This is a genomic window from Amycolatopsis rubida (assembly GCF_900115345.1).
In the GTDB taxonomy this organism is placed as follows: Bacteria; Actinomycetota; Actinomycetes; order Mycobacteriales; family Pseudonocardiaceae; genus Amycolatopsis; species Amycolatopsis rubida.
Genome location: NZ_FOWC01000013.1, coordinates 110,830 through 128,986, shown reverse-complemented (window position 1 = coordinate 128,986; position 18,157 = coordinate 110,830). Strand labels below are relative to the sequence as shown.

Here is an 18,157-nt window from a genome sequence, read left to right as displayed (position 1 = left end):
ACTAAATGAAGGGACGGGCATGGCCGACTACGCCCCCGCGCCGGAGGACAAATTCTCGTTCGGATTGTGGACCGTCGGCTGGCCCGCGGCCGACCCGTTCGGCGTCGCCACCCGGCCGCCGCTCGACCCGGTCGAGAGCGTGCACCGGCTGGCCGGCCTTGGCGCATACGGCGTGACCTTCCACGACGACGATCTGCTCGCCACCGAACCGGACCGCGACACCGCGATCGCCAGGTTCCAGCGAGCGCTGGCGGAAACCGGCCTGCGCGTGCCGATGGCGACGACGAACCTGTTCAGCCATCCCGTCTTCAAGGACGGCGGCCTGACCAGCAACGACCGCGACATCCGGCGGTATGCGCTGACCAAGGTCCGGCGCAATCTCGACCTCGCCGCGGAACTCGGCGCGCAGACCTACGTCCTGTGGGGCGGCCGCGAAGGCGCGGAATCCGATGCGGCGAAAGACGTCCGCGCCGCACTCGCCCGGTACAAGGAAGGTCTCGACGTCCTCGCCGACTACGCCGTTTCGCAGGGCTACGACCTGCGGTTCGCGCTGGAGCCGAAGCCGAACGAACCGCGCGGCGACATCCTCCTGCCGACGATCGGCCACGCGCTCGGGTTCATCTCCCACCTGGAGCGGCCCGAGTTGTTCGGGCTGAATCCGGAGGTCGGCCACGAGCAGATGGCCGGGCTCAACTTCGTGCACGGCATCGCGCAGGCGCTGTGGCAGGGCAAGCTGTTCCACCTCGACCTCAACGGCCAGCACGGCCCGAAGTACGACCAGGACCTGATCTTCGGGCACGGCGATCTCACCAGCGCGTTCTTCCTCGTCGACCTCCTGGAACACGGCGGCTACGACGGCCCGCGGCACTTCGACTACAAACCGCTGCGCACCGAGGATCCCGAGGACGTCTGGGTTTCCGCGGCGGCGAACATGCGCACCTACCTGATCCTGCGCGAGAAAGCCCGCGCGTTCCGTGCCGATCCGGAAGTCGCCGAAGCGCTCGCCGCCTCGCGGGTGCCGGAGCTGGCCACGCCGACGCTGTCCGAGGGCGAAACCCTGGACGATCTGGCCGCCGACGAGTTCGACGTCGAGGCGGCCGGTCGGCGCGGGTACCATTTCACCCGGCTCAACCAGCTGGCGCTGGAGCATCTGCTGGGCGTGCGGCACTGAGCCGATCGTTTCTGATCCGACCACAGCCACGGCCCAATGGCTTCGCAGCAGCAGTTACGTGCCGGACGAGGTCGGCCTGCTCGTGGCCGGATCAGTAAATCAGGCGACGCGGGCGGCGGCGGTGTTTTACCGTTGCGGGCAACACGTTGACGGAGACAAGTAGCGCAGGGCACCGCGAGGGACAGAGAGCTGCCGCCGGTGCGAAGGCAGCGTCGCGGCCCAGCGCGAAGACACTCCCGAGTGCGGGGAGGAAATGCCCCGCCGGCCCGGCCGCCGTCATCCGGCCAGAACGAGGCCGCCCCTCCGGCGGCGAAGGTGCGGTGGCACCGCGAGTGTCCCTTCTCGCCCGCACCCCCAAGGGGTCGCCGAGTGCGCTCAGGAGAAGGAATGAGTACCCGCACCCCGGTGGCCTGCCTGCGTGACCGCGTAGGCTCCACCGTGACGATCGCCGGCTGGGTGCACCGCCGGCGCGTGCTGAAATCCGTGGCGTTCCTGGTCGTTCGCGACCGGTCCGGCACCGCGCAGGCGGTGTTCGCCGAGCCGCCGGAGGTCGCCGAGGAGACCGTTGTGCGGCTCACCGGGCAGGTGGTCGCCAATCCGCAGGCCCCGCAAGGAGCCGAGCTGCGGGAACCCGCGATAGAAGTGCTGTCCGCGCCGGAAAAGCGCCCGCCGTTTGCTCTTTACCGGCCTGAAGCGGCCGCTGGTTTGCCGGTGGTGCTGGACAATGCCGCGGTCGCGTTGCGGCATCCGGTGCTGCGGCGGCGATTCGAGGTAGCCGCGGCCAGTGTCGCGGCGTTTCGGCGAGTGTTGGACAGGCAGGGATTCACTGAGATCCATACGCCTAAGATCGTTGCCACCGCGACGGAATCCGGGGCGAATGTGTTCCAGCTCGACTACTTCGGCCGTCCCGCTTACCTCGCACAGTCGCCGCAGTTTTTCAAGCAGGCCATGGTCGGGGTGTTCGAGCGGGTGTATGAGGCGGGGCCGGTCTTCCGGGCTGAACCACATGACACCGCACGGCATCTGGCTCAGTACACGAGTCTCGACGCGGAACTGGGCTTCATCGCCGACCACCGTGACGTGATGGCCGTGCTGCGCGACGTCGTAGCGGAGATGGCCGCTGCGGCCAGGCCGGACGCGCCAGCGGTGCCGGCAGAGATCCCGTCGATCGATTTCGCCGTGGCGCAAGAACTTCTGGCCCGGAACACCGGCGAGGACCCGCGCGGCGAACCGGACCTCGCGCCCGCGCACGAACGGTGGCTGTGCGAATGGGCCGCGCGGGAGCACGGGTCGGAATTCCTGTTCGTCACCGGATACCCGATGGCGAAACGGCCGTTCTACACCCATCCGGACCCGGCGAACCCGGTCCGGTCGAACAGTTTCGACCTGCTTTTCCGCGGCCTGGAACTGGTGACCGGCGGCCAGCGGCTCCATCGGCACGCGGACTACCTTGCCGTGCTCGGCGAGGCGGCCGGGCAGTACTCGGACTACCTCGACGCGTTCGCGTACGGCATGCCGCCGCACGGCGGGTTCGCGATCGGGCTGGAGCGCTGGGTCGCGCGCGTACTCGGCGTGGCGAACGTGCGCGGGGCGACGCTCTTCCCCCGGGACCTGCACCGCCTGCGGCCCTGACCGTCGGTGAGGGGAACCCTGCGGGAACCAAGATTCCCGCAGGGTTTCCCTCACGTCACTTGGCAGCGAAGGTGAGCGACCCCAGCGCGGTGACCAAGGGGGCCAGCTCCGGCAGTTCCTCCGCCTCGGCGAGCGCGGCGGAAAGCGCCGTGTCGTGCGTCGGGCGGGCGGCGGCCAGCAGCTTCTGCCCGGACGGCGTGACCTCGGTGTAGATGCCGCGCCGGTCGTCCTGGCACAGGTAGCGCGACAGCAGGCCGCGCTCTTCCAGCCGCGTGACCAGCCGGGTCGTCGCCGACTGGCTCAGCACCACCGCGTTGGCCAGCTGGCTCATCCGCAGGTGGAAGCCGTCCTGGCGGCCGAGCACGTCGAGCACGGTGTACTCGCTCACCGACAGCTCGTGCTCGCTTTCCAGCGCGCGGTTCAGCCGGTCTTCGATCCGCGCGTGCAGCGCCGCCAGCGTCCGCCAGCCTTGCGCGCGCGCCTCGACGGCGTCGTCCGACACCGACATGGTGCACCTCCTCCAGACGGCCCCGGTTGCGGGCGGCCGCGGCCCCGGGCAGCATGAGCGCGGCTCAATGCCACTGCAAGTATTGCGCGCGCCGGTAGTACCCAGCCGCCACTGTACTCGCGAAACCGACCGGCTCCGCTTTTGCGCTCGCCCGCCGGCGAGTAAGTTGTCCCGCTACTCGGGGGAAAGGCGATCGGCAGATGACCGGCACCGGCGATTCGGACGCGGGCACGACCGCGAGACGGTTCGCGCTGGGCCGGCATGGGCCCGTGCCGCCGGTCCTGGCCGGCCGGTACGAGGTGGGCGAGCGGATCGGCGAAGGCGCGACAGCCTGCGTGCATCGCGCCGAGGACCGCGAAACCGGAGCCGCGGTCGCGGTCAAGCTGTTCCACGCCGGGGCGGTCGAACTGGGCCGCAACCGCCGGGACCAGGAGATCGCGGCACTGCGCGCGGTGCGGCATCCGGGATTGGTCGGGTTCGTCGACGCCGGGGTCGACGAGGGGTACGCCTACCTCGTCATGGACTGCGTGCACGGGCCCAACCTGTCCGAATGGCTGCGCTCCGGGCCGCTGCCCGCCGACCAGGTCGTCGAACTGGGCGCACAGCTGGCCGAGGCGCTCGCCCACGTCCACGCGCACGAGGTGACCCACCGCGATCTCAAGCCCGCCAACATCCTCATGTCCGGCGAGGGCCCGCGGATCGCCGACTTCGGCGTCGCGCGCATCGTCGACGCGACCCGCGTGACCGACACCGGCGCGGTCGTCGGGACGGCGGCCTACCTCTCCCCGGAGCAGGTGCTCGGCGAGCACCCGGGCCCGGCTTCCGACGTGTACGCGCTCGGGCTCGTCCTCCTGGAATGCCTGACCGGCGTCCGCGAATACCCGGGCACGGCAGCGGAAACCGCGGTGGTGCGGCTGCATCGGGCACCGCGAGTGCCGTCGGACGCGCCGGAACCGCTGGCGAGAACTCTGCGCGCGATGACCATGCGCAATCCGGAAGAAAGACCCTCCGCGGCCGCTGTGGCGCGTGCGTTGCGCGGCACGGAAACGTTGCGGCTTCCGCTCAAAACGCGGCTGGCGGTCTTCGGCCGCCACCACCGGGTCTCACGGCGGCGCGCGGTGCTCGCCGCGGGTCTGCCGGTGGCGCTGGTCGCCGCGGGGACGCTTCTGCTCACGGCTCCGCTGCGGCCGGGCACCGAGTCCGCGCCCGTCCCCGGACCGGCTCCGGTTTCGCCGCCTTCTTCCGCCGCGGCCGATTCACCGGACCCGGCTCCCTGGCATCCGCCGGTCCGTTCGGGGAGGGGGCCCGCGCACACCACGGCTCCCCCGCCCAGCACGACGACTCGCACCGTCACCGCGCCCCCGGGCAAAGCGAACCGTCCGGACCGGAAACCGCCGAAAAAGCCGCCGGGACACCCGAAAAAGCCCCGTGCTCCGGGCAACGGGCCGCCGCGCGGCAGGCCTCCACATTAGACAGACCGGACCACCCGGCCGGCTGACGCGGCGCAATTCGGTGGCGAACTCCGTCCCGGCGCGCGATCCTGGTGGCGAGGCGGGGAGGGGGAAGGCGATGACCGCACACGCACGCCGGTTCGGGCGGCAGTGCCGGGAACACTTCGAGCGCCCGGAAACCGCCAGCGCGGCCGAGCCGGAACGCGACGCCGAGACCGTTCCGGCGCCAGCGCCCGAACCGGAGCCGGAAGTCCGGCCCGGGAAGTAGCTTCCCTGGCCGGGCAAGAAAATTCCGGCTTACTCCGCGCGCGGCGCGGCCTCGATCGCCAGCACCGCGATGTCGTCGTGGCCGGAATTGCCGAGCCATTCCCGCACCTCGTCGCGCAACCGGCGCACGACTTCCCGCGCCGGTTGCCCGACGCAGTCCTCCAGCACCGTGTAGAGCCGTTCGTCGCCGAACAGTTCGGTGGATTCCGTGCGGTTGCGGGCTTCGGTGACGCCGTCGGTGTAGAGCAGGCAGACGTCGCCGTCGTCCAGGTGCGTCGTCGCCTCGGCGAAGCGCGCCTGGGGCGAAACGCCGACCAGCGTGCCGGGCACGCTGATCTCCTCGACCCCTCCCCCGCGCCGCAGCACGAGCGGGGCGGGATGGCCGCCGGAGGCGAGGGTGACGTCGAGCCCGGACTCCGCGGCGGCGATCGAACCGAGCACGAGCGTCGCGAACCGGTTGCTGCCGCCGGAGATCAGGAGTTCGTTGAGCAGCCGCAGCATCGTCCGGCCGTCGCGTTCGACCAGATGCAGCGCGGCCAGCGAATGCCGCACCCGCCCGGTCAGCGCGGCGGCCTCGGCGCCTTTGCCGCAGATGTCGCCGACGACCACGAACGCGCTGCCGTCGTCGCGGGAAAGGACGTCGTAGAAATCGCCGCCGACGCCCAGCACGCCGCCCGCGGGCTCGTACCACAGCTCGAAATTCGCGCCGTCGACCTGCGCGGGCGGCGTCGGCAGCAACGTCGATTCCAGCCCGCGCGTGGCTTCCTCCTGGCGGGCGTAGCGCTGCGCGTTCGCCAGCGCCGTGCCGGCCGCGTCCGCGAACGCCTCGACGGCCTCTCCTTGCGACAGGCCGAAAGCGGGCTCGCCGCGCCTGCCGAGCAGCACCGCGCCCGCCATGCCGGAACCGAACGAGACCACCGACACCTCAAGGTGCCCCTCGAACGGTTCGGCGACCGCCGCGGGCAACGCCGCGACCTCGGTCGCGGGCACCGCGCGGACCTCGGGCCGGGCGACGTCGGCGACCGCGTCGGACACCACCGGCGCCAGCTGCGCCGGCACCCGCCGGATCCGGCCGTGGCCCGCCGCGCCGTGCTCGGTGCAGCTCCACCATTCCCAGCGGCCGCGGGTCGTCGGCAGCAGCACGAAGGCGCAATCGCCCAGAGCGGACGCCGCCAGCTCGGCGATCACCCGCGCCGTGCCGTGCCGTCCGCGCGCGAGCGCCAGTTTCGGACCGGCCTCGGCGAGGAACTCTTCCGGACGGCGGCGGCCGTCGTCGACCACGGTCCAGGCGCGCCAGCCGCCGGGCAGCGCGCGGACCTTGGCCGGCCGGTGGCCGACCTTGCCGGTGGTCTCGGTCACGCTGACGAGCTCGGCCGGGCCGAGCCGTTCGGCGGCCGCGTTGGCCCAGCGCAGGACGCCTTCGGAATCCTGGAGGAACACCGGCTCCCGGACGTCGTCGAGCACCGAGCGCCAGAAACCGGCGTGCCCGGGCAGCTCGGCGCCGGGTGGCAGGGCCGACGCCGGAGCGGGCCGTGACACCATGCACGAACCTCCTGCCTCCGGGTCGACCTGACGGTCCTGGTCCTTCCAGGTTGGCACAGTGTGTGCGGGCGGACTGGGTCGAAGTGTAGGGCGAACCGTGGCAGGCTGGGTCGACGACCATGGCTGGCACACGCGTGGTGGGAAGGTCGGCAGAGATGACAGAGACTCCCCAGGCTTCCGGGAGCCCCCGGAACTCCGGGGCCCATGACCCGGATTCCGTCCCGGCCAACGAGGTCGCGGCGCTGGAGCGGCTGCTCGCCGCGGTGCACGACCTCGGGGACGGCAACTTCCGGCGGCGCTTCGTGGCGCACGGCGACGGGATCACCGCCCGGCTCGCGTCGGCGTTCAACGACATCGCCGAGCGCAACCAGCGGCTGGTGACCGAACTCATGCGCGTGCGCGGCGCGGTCGGCCAGGAGGGCAAGCTCACCGAGCGCGTGCACACCGAGGTCGGCCCCGGCGGCTGGGCCACGGCGGTCGAAACGGTCAACGGGCTGATCGAGGACGTCAGCCGCCCGGTCGTGGAGCTGGACCGGGTGCTGGGCGCGGTCGCCGAGGGCGATCTGTCGCAGCCGATGGCGCTGCAGCTGGACGGCCGCCCGCTGCGCGGGCAGTACGCCGAGCTGGCGAAGACCGTGAACGGCCTCAACGCGCAGCTGTCGCGGTTCGCCGCCGAAGTGATCCGGCTCTCCCGGGAGATCGCCGGAGAGGGCCGCCTCGGCGGTCAGGCCGAAGTCCCCGGCGTCGCCGGGACGTGGCGCGACCTCACCGACTCGGTCAACTTCCTCGCCGACAACCTCACCGAGCAGGTCCGGAACATCGCCTCGGTCACCACCGCGGTGGCTCGCGGCGACCTGACGCAGAAGATCAACGTCGACGCGCGGGGCGAAATCCTCGAACTCAAGAACACGATCAACACGATGGTCGACCAGCTCTCGTCCTTCGCCGACGAGGTCACCCGAGTGTCGCGCGAAGTCGGTTCCGAAGGACGCCTGGGCGGCCAAGCACGCGTGCCGGGCGTGGCAGGCACCTGGCGCGACCTCACCGACTCGGTGAACCTGATGGCGGACAACCTGACCGACCAGGTCCGCAACATCTCGCAGGTCGCCACGGCGGTCGCGGCGGGCGATCTGACGAAGAAGATCGACGTCGACGCGCGGGGCGAGATCCTGCAGCTGAAGACGACGCTGAACACGATGGTCGACCAGCTCTCGTCCTTCGCCGACGAGGTCACCCGGGTCGCCCGCGAGGTCGGCAGCGAGGGCCGCCTCGGCGGGCAGGCGGAGGTCCCCGGCGCGGCCGGCACGTGGCGCGGCCTGACCGACTCGGTCAACCAGATGGCCGACAACCTGACCGACCAGGTCCGCAACATCTCGCACGTGACCACCGCGGTCGCGAAGGGCGACCTGACGCAGAAGATCACCGTGGACGCGCGCGGCGAGATCCTCGAACTCAAGACCACGATGAACACGATGGTCGACCAGCTCTCGTCCTTCGCCGACGAAGTCACCCGGGTCGCCCGCGAGGTCGGCACCGAAGGGCAGCTGGGCGGCCAGGCCACCGTGCCCGGGGTCGCCGGCATCTGGCGCGATCTGACCGGCTCGGTGAACTTCATGGCCAACAACCTCACCGCGCAGGTCCGCAACATCGCGCAGGTCGCGACGGCGGTGGCACGAGGCGACCTGACGAAGAAGATCGCGGTCGACGCGCGCGGCGAGATCCTGGAGCTGAAGACGACGCTGAACACGATGGTCGACCAGCTCTCGTCCTTCGCCGACGAGGTCACCCGAGTGTCGCGAGAGGTGGGCACGGAAGGGAAACTCGGCGGTCAGGCGACCGTGCCGGGCGTGGCGGGGACCTGGAAGGACCTCACCGACAACGTCAACTTCATGGCCAACAACCTCACCGACCAGGTGCGGAACATTTCCCAGGTCACCTCCGCCGTGGCGCGCGGCGACCTGGCGCAGAAGATCACCGTCGACGCGCGCGGCGAGATCCTGGAGCTCAAGAACATCCTGAACACGATGGTCGACCAGCTGTCCGCCTTCGCGGACGAGGTCACCCGCGTCGCGCGCGAGGTCGGCACCGAAGGACGGCTGGGCGGCCAGGCGCGCGTCCCCGGCGTCGCGGGGATCTGGAAAGACCTCACCGACAACGTGAACGTCATGGCCGACAACCTGACCGTGCAGGTCCGGAGCATCGCCACGATGGCGAGCGCGGTGGCGAACGGCGACCTGTCGAAGAAAATCTCCATCGACGCGGCGGGCGAGGTCGCGGCGCTGGCCGGGACGCTGAACGACATGGTCGAGACGCTGCGCGCGTTCGCCGACGAGGTGACGCGGGTCGCGCGCGAGGTCGGCACGGAAGGCATCCTCGGCGGTCAGGCGCGGGTGCCCGGCGTGGCCGGGACGTGGAAGGACCTGACCGAGAACGTCAACTTCATGGCGCACAACCTGACCAGCCAGGTGCGGAACATCTCGCAGGTCACCACGGCGGTGGCGCGCGGCGACCTGTCGCGCAAGATCGACGTCGACGCTCGGGGCGAGATCCTGGAACTCAAGACCACGATGAACACGATGGTCGACCAGCTGTCCGCGTTCGCCGCGGAGGTCACCCGGGTTGCCCGCGAGGTCGGCACCGAAGGCAAGCTGGGCGGTCAGGCCGAGGTCGAAGGCGTGTCCGGCACCTGGAAGCGGCTGACCGAGAGCGTGAACCAGCTGGCGGGCAACCTGACCACGCAGGTCCGCGCGATCGGCCAGGTCGCGACCGCGGTGACCGCGGGCGATCTGACCCGGCACATCACCGTGGACGCGTCCGGCGAGCTGGCGGACCTCAAGGACAACATCAACCAGATGATCGCGAACCTCAAGGAGACCACCTCCGCGAACCGCGAACAGGACTGGCTGAAGACGAACCTGGCGCGGCTGTCCGGCCGGATGCAGGGCCACCGCGACCTCGCTTCGGTGGCGACGCTGATCCTGTCCGAGCTGGCCCCGCTGGTGAGCGCGCAGCAGGGCGCGTTCTTCATCGCGCACGACGACGAGGACGCCGGCGACCCGGACAAGCTGCTCGACTGCATCGCCGCCTACGGCCTCGCCCAGGCCCGCACCGGCCTGCGGTTCCGGCTCGGCGAATCGCTGATCGGCCAGGCCGCCGTGGACCGCCGGACGATACTGGTCAACGGCGCTCCCCCGGAGTACGCGCTGGTGTCGTCCGGGCTCGGCTCGGCCCCGCCGGTGAACGTGATCGTGCTGCCGGTGCTGTTCCAGGGCGAGGTGCTCGGCGTGCTGGAACTGGCGTCGGTCAACGAGTTCTCCGCGGTGCACCTCGACCTGCTGGAGCAACTGCGGCACACCATCGGCGTCAACGTGAACACGATCCTGTCGAACTCGCGCACCGAGGCCCTGCTGACCGAATCGCAGCGGCTGGCCCAGGAACTGCGCGCGCGGTCCGAGCAGTTGCAGGCCCAGCAGGGCGAACTGCGCCGGTCGAACACCGAACTGGCCGAGAAGGCGGCGCTGCTGGCTCAGCAGAACCGCGACATCGAGGTCAAGAACATCGAAATCGAGCAGGCTCGCCAGGAGCTGGAGGAACGGGCCGGGCAGCTGACGGTCGCGTCGCAGTACAAGAACGAATTCATGGCGAACATGTCGCACGAGCTGCGAACTCCGCTCAACAGCGCGCTGATCCTGGCGAAACTGCTGTCGGAGAACCCGGAGGGCAACCTCACCGAGAAGCAGATCCAGTTCGCGAAGACGATCTGGGCGGCGGGCAGCGACCTGCAGCAGCTGATCAACGACATCCTCGACCTGGCGAAGGTCGAGGCGGGCAAGCTGGACCTGCAGATGTCCGACGTGACGCTGCCGGAGCTGGTGAACTACGTCGAATCCCTGTGCCGCCCGCTGACCGCGGACAAGGGCCTGGAGTTCGCCGTCCTGATCGACCCGCCGGTCCCGGGCAGCGTGCACACCGACGAGCACCGCTTGCAACAGGTGCTCCGGAACCTCTTGTCGAACGCCGCGAAGTTCACCGACGAGGGCGGCGTACGCCTGCACATCCGGATGGCCGACCCCGAGGAAGTCGAACAGGAGTCCCTGCGCTCGGCGGCCGGGATCATCGCGTTCGGCGTCGAGGACACCGGCATCGGCATTCCCGAGGAGAAGCTGGAAGTCATCTTCGACGCCTTCCGCCAGGCGGACGGAACGACGAGCCGCAAATACGGCGGCACCGGCCTTGGCCTGTCGATCAGCCAGCAGCTCACGGAACTCCTGAGCGGCGAACTGCGTGTCAGCAGCGTCCCCGGCCGAGGCAGCACCTTCACGCTGTACCTGCCGGTCGGCGCCGCGAACCTGATCGCCCCCACGACCCCCGTGCGGCCCACCCCGAAGCTGCCGGTCCTGCCGAGCACCATCACCGTGGCAGAGCCGAACAGCGCCCCGAAACGCTTCAACGGCGAGAAGGTCCTCATCGTCGACGACGACCTGCGCAACGTCTTCGCCCTCGCAGCGGTCCTGGAACAGGAGGGCCTGGAAGTCATCTACGCCGACACCGGCGTGGCCGGAATCCGGGCCCTGGAGCGCCACGAGGACACCGCGCTGGTGCTGATGGACGTGATGATGCCGGAACTGGACGGCAACGCCACCATCGCAGCCATCCGAGCCGAAGCGGCCCACGAAGACCTGCCCGTGATCGCCGTCACAGCGAAAGCGACGGAGGAAGACCGCGAACGAACCCTGGCATCCGGGGCCGACGACTACATCACGAAGCCGGTGGACACCGATCTCCTGCTGGACGTGATCGCCGCCCGCCTGGAGGCGGATGCGGCGTCGTCCTCGTCGGAGGTGGAAGCGTTGGAGCGGGTGACGGGAATCGAACCCGCGTAGCTAGTTTGGAAGACTAGGGCTCTACCATTGAGCTACACCCGCAGCGCCCTCGGTGACCCGGGAGCGAAGCAAGCTTAGCGTGCCCGCTAGGGTGGGTCGTACACCCCCCGGGTACCGGGGTTCCGGAGGCCTTGAGCGGCTCCGGAGACCAAGGCTTCGGGGGTGCCGGGATGTGGCGCAGCTTGGTAGCGCATCCGCTTTGGGAGCGGAGGGTCGCAGGTTCAAATCCTGTCATCCCGACCGAGAGGGGCTGGACCTGCGGGTTCAGCCCCCTTTTTCGTGCCGCCGGACGCGGGGCGGGAGCTAGCACAGCGCTTGGCAACCCTCCTGCTTGAGGATTTCACTTGTGCACCCGAGCACTGGTTCCCGCTCCCTGGCAGACGCTGATCATTGAGTGCGCCATGTCACTCGAAACTGAGATCAAGGGTCCCCGTACGCTCCGCAGCTACTGCGACGCCGCGCGCTTCTTCCGCCCGGCTCGCCGACCCGGCCGCGCCGCCGGAAGCCGAGACCCCGGAACCGTGGCTGGCGGCGCAGGTTTACCCATTCACGACATGCGCATGCCTTCCCGGACGCGAACGGTCGCGGAGAATGCCCTTACGCTCTAACTGGTCATGCGCGCGAAGGCCGCTGAAGTCGGCACCGTATCTTCCGCCCTGCATCTTCACCGAAGGGGCAGCAGCCAACATCATTGCACCCGCCGAGTCCGCTGGGGTCGCTCTCCGTCATCGGACTGTTACCGGAGTAGTCGCATCCGTTCATCTGCCGTGCGAAGGCCGTGTCGAATACCGGGTCCGGGGTCATGGACTGGCCGGTCGACGACAAGGACCCGCGGGCGTCGAGCTGGGTCAACCCCGCCGAACAGGAGTTGACGCTAGTGGGACACCGCGGCTCGCTGAATCGATGGCGACCTGGCTCGTGCCGTGGTGCTCGCCAGCCAGTCGCACCGGTCCAACGTTCTGGACGACACGCGTGCTGCGAGCGCCACCGGCTTCTAGCACAATTTTCCCGATAGCAGCGCTATACAACACGACGACTATGCACCCGCAGAGGTCCACGCCGCGAATTCGCCCAGCGCACATTGCAGATCATCCCGGGTGTGAATTTCCCTGTGATCGTCTCGATCTATGCCCAGAAGAACATCCGCACGCATCAGCTGAACCTCTCCAGTCTGGCGTGGGTGGATTTCTCCATCGCGCGACCCGCCCCGGACAACCTCCGGTCGACGACATCATCATCCATCCGGGATCACTGGCAGAATAGATCGATCATCTCATCGCATTCATTGCGACCCGCGATCTATTCAGCTTCATCGACATCATCCGAATGTTCCAAAATATGGATCCATGCCACCCGGCACGCAGCGAGCCCAAAGCACGCCCGCTCTCGTTTCAGCCATGCGACGGGTTCTTTCGCGAGCAGCAGTGGCCGGAGTGTCTCGTACTTCATACGATCCAAATTGAGAACCTTGAGCCATACCCATACTAGAGTCGCAGCGACGATCTCCAGGCAAAGCATTTTGCGGTGACTTTCCGAGAGAGCCAGCCTGTGCTTATCGTCCACTCGGCAGGTCAGCTTCACGCACCCGCCGACGGCCGCTGAGCCGAGGTCGGCTGATCCTCGCTCCGGCACCGAACGCGTTGTCCGCGATTGCCAGGCAGTCAACTGGTCTCCCGGCCTGGGTCAGTTCGGGCATCGAGCCAGCGTTTTGCGGAGCTTGCGGTCCGCATCGGGACCGCCGGCGGATTGCCCGGAGCGGGGAGCAGGATCTGTCGCGCGAACACCAAGCACCGATGAGGTTTTCGCGCCTCGCCCGTCTGTATGTGTGCGACAGACACACAGGAGGCTGACATGACACGGAAACTGATCTTCGGCATGAACCTGACGCTCGATGGCTACATCGCCGCGACTGGCGCCGACATCGGCTGGAGCGGGCCGCCGAGCGAGGAACTGTTCCGGTGGTGGCTCGACCAGGAACTGGCCAACAGCATGTCGCTCTACGGGCGCAAGCTGTGGGAGGCGATGAGTTCCTACTGGCCGGCTGGCGACCAGCAGCCGGGTGCCACGTCGGCGGAGGTCGAGTTCGCGCGGAACTGGCGGGATACGCCGAAGGTGGTGTTCTCGTCGACGATCGGCAAGGTCGGCTGGAACACCCGGGTGTTCGCGGGCGACGCGGCCGCCGAGATCGCCCGGCTCAAGGCTGCGGACGGCGGGCCGTTGGGCATAGGCGGCGCGACGCTCGCGGGGGCGGCCATGCGGGCCGGGTTGATCGACGAGTACGCGGTGGTCACCCATCCGGTCCTGGTGGGCGGCGGTACGCCGTTCTTCAGTGCGCTGGAGAGCTGGGTGGACCTGACTCTGGTGGAAACGCGGACGTTTCCCGGCGGCGTGGTGCTGACCCGCTACGAGACTAGGCGGTGAGCGTGGGCCGGGTGAGAGCGTGTCCGCCCCGCTGGAGCTGCGATCACAGTGCCGGAGCCAGGCCCAGCCACGGTTTGCCGGCGACCTCGAATCCGGTGAGCTCGGCGATCTGCCCGTCGGCGATGTGCAGCACCGCGAGGTTCAGCAGCCGGTACGCCGGGTCGCCGGGAGTGCGGAGGTAGAGCGCGGCCGCGGGCATGCGGTTGACCGTCGTGGCGATGCAGCGCCAGTCGTCGTAGCCGCGCTGGAAGAGACCGCCGGAGACCCAGCCGTCGACCGCGTCCTTGGCCGTCGTGATCACGGCGCCTGGGTCGGGCAGCATCGCGAAGCGCAGGTCGTCGCGGAGAAGGGCTGTCAGCCGGTCGAGGTCATTGCGTTCGTGGGCGTCGATGTACGACTTCACCACCTCGCGCTCGTCTCGCGACAGTTCGTGGGTGGCGGGGCAGCGCCAGTCGAGGCGGCGGTCGGGCAACTGTTCGCGCATTGTCACGCGCGCCCGTTGCAGTGCGCTGGTCACCGACGCGACGGTCGACTTGAGGGCCTCCGCGGCCGTCGGTGCTGGCCAGCCGAGGACGTCGCGCAGGATGAGCGCTGCCCGTTGCCGCGGCGGCAGGTGCTGGACGGCGACGATGAACGCCAGCTCGATCGTCTCCCGTGCCACCACCGATTCCTGCGGGTCCTCGGGGAGCATCCGGTCGGGGTACGGCTGCAGGTACGGCAACTCAGCGTCCGGAAGCTCGGACGGCACGGGGGTGCGGTCGTTGCGCTTGTCCAGGAAGTCGAGGCAGGCGTTGGTCGCGATGCGGTAGAGCCAGGTACGCAATGCGGCGTGGCCCTTGAACGACTCCCGCTTGTTCCACGCCCGCAGGAACGTTTCCTGGGTCAGGTCCTGGGCGTCTTCGTAGTTCGCGAGCATCCGGTAGCAGTGCACCTGCAGCTCACGCCGATAGCGCTCGGTGATGAGCGCTAACCGCGCCGGGTCGCCTGTGCGGACTGCCTCGATGAACGCGGCTTCGGCGGTGCCCAGCGGGCTAGCGTCGGTCATGGTCGTCGATCCTCCCACCGGCGCGAGGGGCCGCAAGAACTGACGACCGGGCGGAGGACCGCTGGAGGTGGAGGGCCCCTTGGGGGAGTTCGATTCCCGCAAGGGGCCCTTCACGGCCGAGGCTCAGGATCAGTCGGTGGCGAGGGCCCGGGTAGCCGGGCCGATCGACGCCCAGCTGCCGGAGGCGGCACTCCAGCGGTAGATGCCGCCGCTGTTGACGCCGTAGACGCCGTCGGCATTGGCCGCGAACGAGTCGCCGGAGCCGCCGATCCGGGACCAGCCGGTGCCGGTCAGCAGGTTGACGTCCTTGGTGGCCGGTTCGATGCCGAGCAGCGTGTGCGCGCCCGCGTACAGCGCGCTCTGCGCCTTGCCGACGCTGGCCCAGGTGCTGCCGGTGCCGGTCCAGTGGTACACACCGCCGCCGTTGGCCCCGTAGATGCCGTCGTCGTTGATCGCGAAACCGGTGCCGGAGGTGCCGATCTTGACCCAGGTGCCGGGCGCGGTCATCAGGGAGAGATCGCCGGTGCCGGGCACGGTCCGGGCGAGCAGATGGCCGGCGGCGTAGAACGCGGTCCCGGCGGGCCCGACCGTTTCCCAGCCGGTGCCGGTCCAGCGCAGGACACCGCCGCCGTTGTAGCCGTAGACGCCGTCGGCGTTGACCACGAACCCGTCGCCCGGGCCGCCGATCTTCGCCCACTGGCCGGGGGTCCCGATGTAGCGGTAGACGTCGTGGGTGTCGGCGCGAGTCGCGACCAGCGCGCTTTCGCCGGCGTAGACCCGGTCGAACCCGGTACCCAGGGTCGTCCAGGCGCTGCCGGTGCCGGAGTAGCCCAGAACCGCGCCGTTGGCGTCGATTCGGTACAGGCCGTGGTGTCCGGTGACGGTGTGCGCCGTGACCCACTCGCCGAGGTCGTCCACCCGGACGGCGCTCACTGCCGGGTTGGTCGCGGTCTCGCCGAGGCAGTTGTGCTGGTACGAACCGGTGACCACGCCGGTGATCCGGCCGTCGGCAGTGAACACCGGCGCACCGGCATCGCCGCGGCACACGCCGCTCGTGCCGGTCGCTTCAAGGGCCAGACCGTGATCCGGTGCACCGGGCGCGACGGTCAGCGGAGCCGACTGCGGAACGTCCGGGATCCATTCGGTCGCCGTGCGGCCGAATCCGGCCACCGTCACCTGCCCGCTCGACGGCGGCGGCGTGGCAGCGAGAGTCCCCGGGCTGGCCCCGAGAACCGGCGCGACCAGCCGCAGCAGCACGACGTCGCGGTCGGTCCGCGGCGCCACTCGGTCCACGGCGATCTGCCGGGTCGGCTTACCGGTCTCGGTCACCGCGGCATTTACCGCGACGGCAGGCGGCGCGCCGTCGACCAGCCCGTCGCCGGCCTGCGCGCCGGTCTTGCCGGTCAGGCACGACGCGGTCGTCAGAACCCATTGCGAGGAAACCAGGGTTCCCGTGCAGGCGTGGCCGCCGCTGGTCGCGTCGCCCCCGATCGCGAGCCGGACCAGCGCGGACGCCGCCGCACCGGTGACCGGCGCGCCCCCGGCCACCGCGCTCGCCGGCGACGCGGCGGCCAGCAGTCCCGCGGCGGTCACCCCGGCGACGCAGCCGGCCAAGCGCGCGGCTTTCCGGTTGACTCCCATCAAGAAACCCTTCGTTCAGTACGCCTAAGCGGTTCAGGCCAACGCATTTCAGGCTGGCCGGGCCAGCTGGGCCGACGATGAATTCAGTGGATGCGCTCCGGAGATACCCGCCGAATGGGCTGACGCCGTGCTCGCCCGCATTTCCGCGATCCCAGTCATCGGGACAGCGAATGCCTCCGGCGACACCCGTCGAATTCACGCCGACGAATCCACCGCAGCACGAGAACTCGCTCCCCCTTTTGCCGCATGCCCCTCCCCCGCCTGTCAGCGCACCCGATCTGCTGGTGCGCCGCAAATACCATCGCGTACACCGTGCCGCCATTACCGCGGCGTGCGGTGACGTACACCACATTCCGCCAGCTCTGCGCATCCGGTTAGGATGCGACGCTCAGCCGCCATCCGCGCGGACAAGAATTGTCAGTTAGTTCGCCGCGGCTTTTCCCGGGTTTCGCATTTCCGCACGAGGGCAACCTCAGGCGTTGCCGTTCTCCGAACTCCCGCCGAACTTGGCCCACACCTTGCTCGCGGTATCCGCGACCGTCTCCCCGACCTCGGTGAAGACCTTCGTCAGCGGATCAGCCGAGGCCGTCCAGGAATCCTTGTACGACTTCGCCGCGGACTTCAGGTCGTCCTTCCAGTCCGCGGCCGGCGCGTCGTCGTCCCGGCGCGGGTAGTCGCCGGTCAGGATTGCCCGATAGCCCTCGGACGCGGCCCATTTCTGCAGTTGCGTCGCCCGGACCACGGCGAACGGGTGGGTTTCGGTCTCGACGTACTTCAGCTTCAGCAGGCTGTCCCGGATGTCTTCGCCCGACTCGTATTCCGCGCCCTGCCGCAGGAAGGACGGGATGTCGATGCGGGACGGGTCGACGCCGCCGGCGAGCTGGATTTGCGCGCGCAGCGCGGCGGTCGGGTCCTGGCCGCAGAGCAGGCCGGCGCGGTCGCAGGACAGTTCGGCTTTGCGGTACCACTCGCTCAGCGCCGCGATGATCGCCCGGATGCCGAGTGCGCTGACCGGTGTCCAGGACATCGACATCTGGAGGTTGATCAGGCGCACCATGATCGTGCGGTAGACCGCGTGCCCGGACAGCACGTGCCCCATTTCGTGGCCGATGGCGAACCGCAGCGATTCGTGGCTCATCTGGCCGATGAGCGCGGTGCTGATCCGGATGAACGGCTCGTCCATGCCGAGGGCGGACGCTTGCAGCCGCGGGTCCTGGTAGACGAACAGGTTCGGCACGACGGGAAGATCGAGCGTCTCGGCGCATTCGTGACGCAGGCGGTCGAGTTCGGGGTACTGCCGCGGTCCGACGCGGATTGACGACGCCAGCGCCATCAGCCGTTCGCCGCGTTCGTTGTAGAAGCCGGAGACGGCCTTGATCACCTGGGCGAATCCCGGCACCGCGCGCAGGGTGGCGAGCGCGCCGCGATCCACCGGATGCTCGTAGGCTCTCGGGCTGATTCCCGGAAAACGGACGGCGGTCCGGTGCGCAGGCTCGATTTCGTCGGTCATCGCTCCCCCAATGAAGTCGTTGGCAGCAGCCTACTCAAGGATTCCTCGGCACTGAGCATCGACGGTTCCGTTGCCCATTAACGGAA

Annotated in this window: 11 protein-coding genes and 2 tRNA genes; 7 read left to right on the top strand and 6 right to left on the bottom strand. The window is 69.4% G+C overall.

Annotated elements, in window-relative coordinates; all coding sequences use genetic code 11:
• The first annotated feature begins 19 nt into the window (after positions 1–19).
• Together xylA and aspS are read left to right on the top strand one after the other, a co-directional pair.
• Positions 20–1,171, top strand: coding sequence for a xylose isomerase (gene xylA, locus BM362_RS35680; protein ID WP_067587718.1), 1,152 nt, complete (start codon positions 20–22; stop codon positions 1,169–1,171).
• A 387-nt stretch (positions 1,172–1,558) separates the two neighbouring features.
• A complete protein-coding gene (aspS, locus tag BM362_RS35675; RefSeq protein ID WP_093576145.1) occupies positions 1,559–2,803 on the top strand; it encodes an aspartate--tRNA(Asn) ligase in 1,245 nt (414 codons plus the stop codon).
• A gap of 55 nt (positions 2,804–2,858) precedes the next feature.
• On the opposite strand, the gene BM362_RS35670 is transcribed toward aspS, so the two are convergent.
• Positions 2,859–3,311 carry a MarR family winged helix-turn-helix transcriptional regulator gene (locus tag BM362_RS35670; protein WP_067587712.1) on the bottom strand — a complete coding sequence of 151 codons (453 nt, stop codon included), beginning with the start codon at positions 3,309–3,311 and terminating at the stop codon, positions 2,859–2,861.
• Between the two features lie 200 nt (positions 3,312–3,511).
• Here BM362_RS35670 and BM362_RS35665 point away from each other — a divergent pair, with 200 nt between their 5' ends.
• A complete protein-coding gene (locus BM362_RS35665; protein ID WP_093576144.1) occupies positions 3,512–4,783 on the top strand; it encodes a serine/threonine-protein kinase in 1,272 nt (423 codons plus the stop codon).
• Between the two features lie 97 nt (positions 4,784–4,880).
• On the top strand, positions 4,881–5,030 hold the full coding sequence (locus BM362_RS47860; RefSeq protein ID WP_157905028.1) for a hypothetical protein: 150 nt from the start codon (positions 4,881–4,883) through the stop codon (positions 5,028–5,030).
• Positions 5,031–5,059: 29 nt separating this feature from the next.
• Here BM362_RS47860 and BM362_RS35660 read toward each other — a convergent pair whose 3' ends face one another.
• Complete coding sequence (locus tag BM362_RS35660; protein ID WP_093576143.1) at positions 5,060–6,571, bottom strand: SpoIIE family protein phosphatase; 1,512 nt, start codon at positions 6,569–6,571, stop codon at positions 5,060–5,062.
• Positions 6,572–6,726: 155 nt separating this feature from the next.
• Between BM362_RS35660 and BM362_RS35655 the strand changes: the two genes are divergently transcribed.
• Positions 6,727–11,454, top strand: a complete 4,728-nt coding sequence (locus tag BM362_RS35655) for a HAMP domain-containing protein (RefSeq protein ID WP_208865432.1) — start codon at positions 6,727–6,729, stop codon at positions 11,452–11,454.
• On the opposite strand, the gene BM362_RS35650 is transcribed toward BM362_RS35655, so the two are convergent.
• A tRNA-Gly gene (locus tag BM362_RS35650) sits at positions 11,423–11,496 on the bottom strand. The two genes, BM362_RS35655 and BM362_RS35650, sit on opposite strands and share 32 nt — an antisense overlap.
• A gap of 124 nt (positions 11,497–11,620) precedes the next feature.
• On the opposite strand from BM362_RS35650, the gene BM362_RS35645 reads away from it, so the two are divergent.
• Positions 11,621–11,694, top strand: a tRNA-Pro gene (locus BM362_RS35645).
• Between the two features lie 1,611 nt (positions 11,695–13,305).
• On the top strand, positions 13,306–13,875 hold the full coding sequence (locus BM362_RS35640) for a dihydrofolate reductase family protein (protein WP_093576142.1): 570 nt from the start codon (positions 13,306–13,308) through the stop codon (positions 13,873–13,875).
• A 43-nt stretch (positions 13,876–13,918) separates the two neighbouring features.
• On the opposite strand, the gene BM362_RS35635 is transcribed toward BM362_RS35640, so the two are convergent.
• The 3 genes from BM362_RS35635 to BM362_RS35625 form a co-directional block, all read right to left on the bottom strand.
• The gene (locus tag BM362_RS35635) at positions 13,919–14,920 is read right to left on the bottom strand and encodes an RNA polymerase subunit sigma-70 (protein WP_093576141.1); all 1,002 of its coding nucleotides are present in this window, start codon (positions 14,918–14,920) and stop codon (positions 13,919–13,921) included.
• A gap of 129 nt (positions 14,921–15,049) precedes the next feature.
• Positions 15,050–16,561, bottom strand: coding sequence for a S1 family peptidase (locus BM362_RS35630; RefSeq protein ID WP_093576140.1), 1,512 nt, complete (start codon positions 16,559–16,561; stop codon positions 15,050–15,052).
• A 472-nt stretch (positions 16,562–17,033) separates the two neighbouring features.
• A complete protein-coding gene (locus tag BM362_RS35625) occupies positions 17,034–18,071 on the bottom strand; it encodes a M48 family metallopeptidase (RefSeq protein WP_093576139.1) in 1,038 nt (345 codons plus the stop codon).
• Positions 18,072–18,157 lie beyond the last annotated feature (86 nt).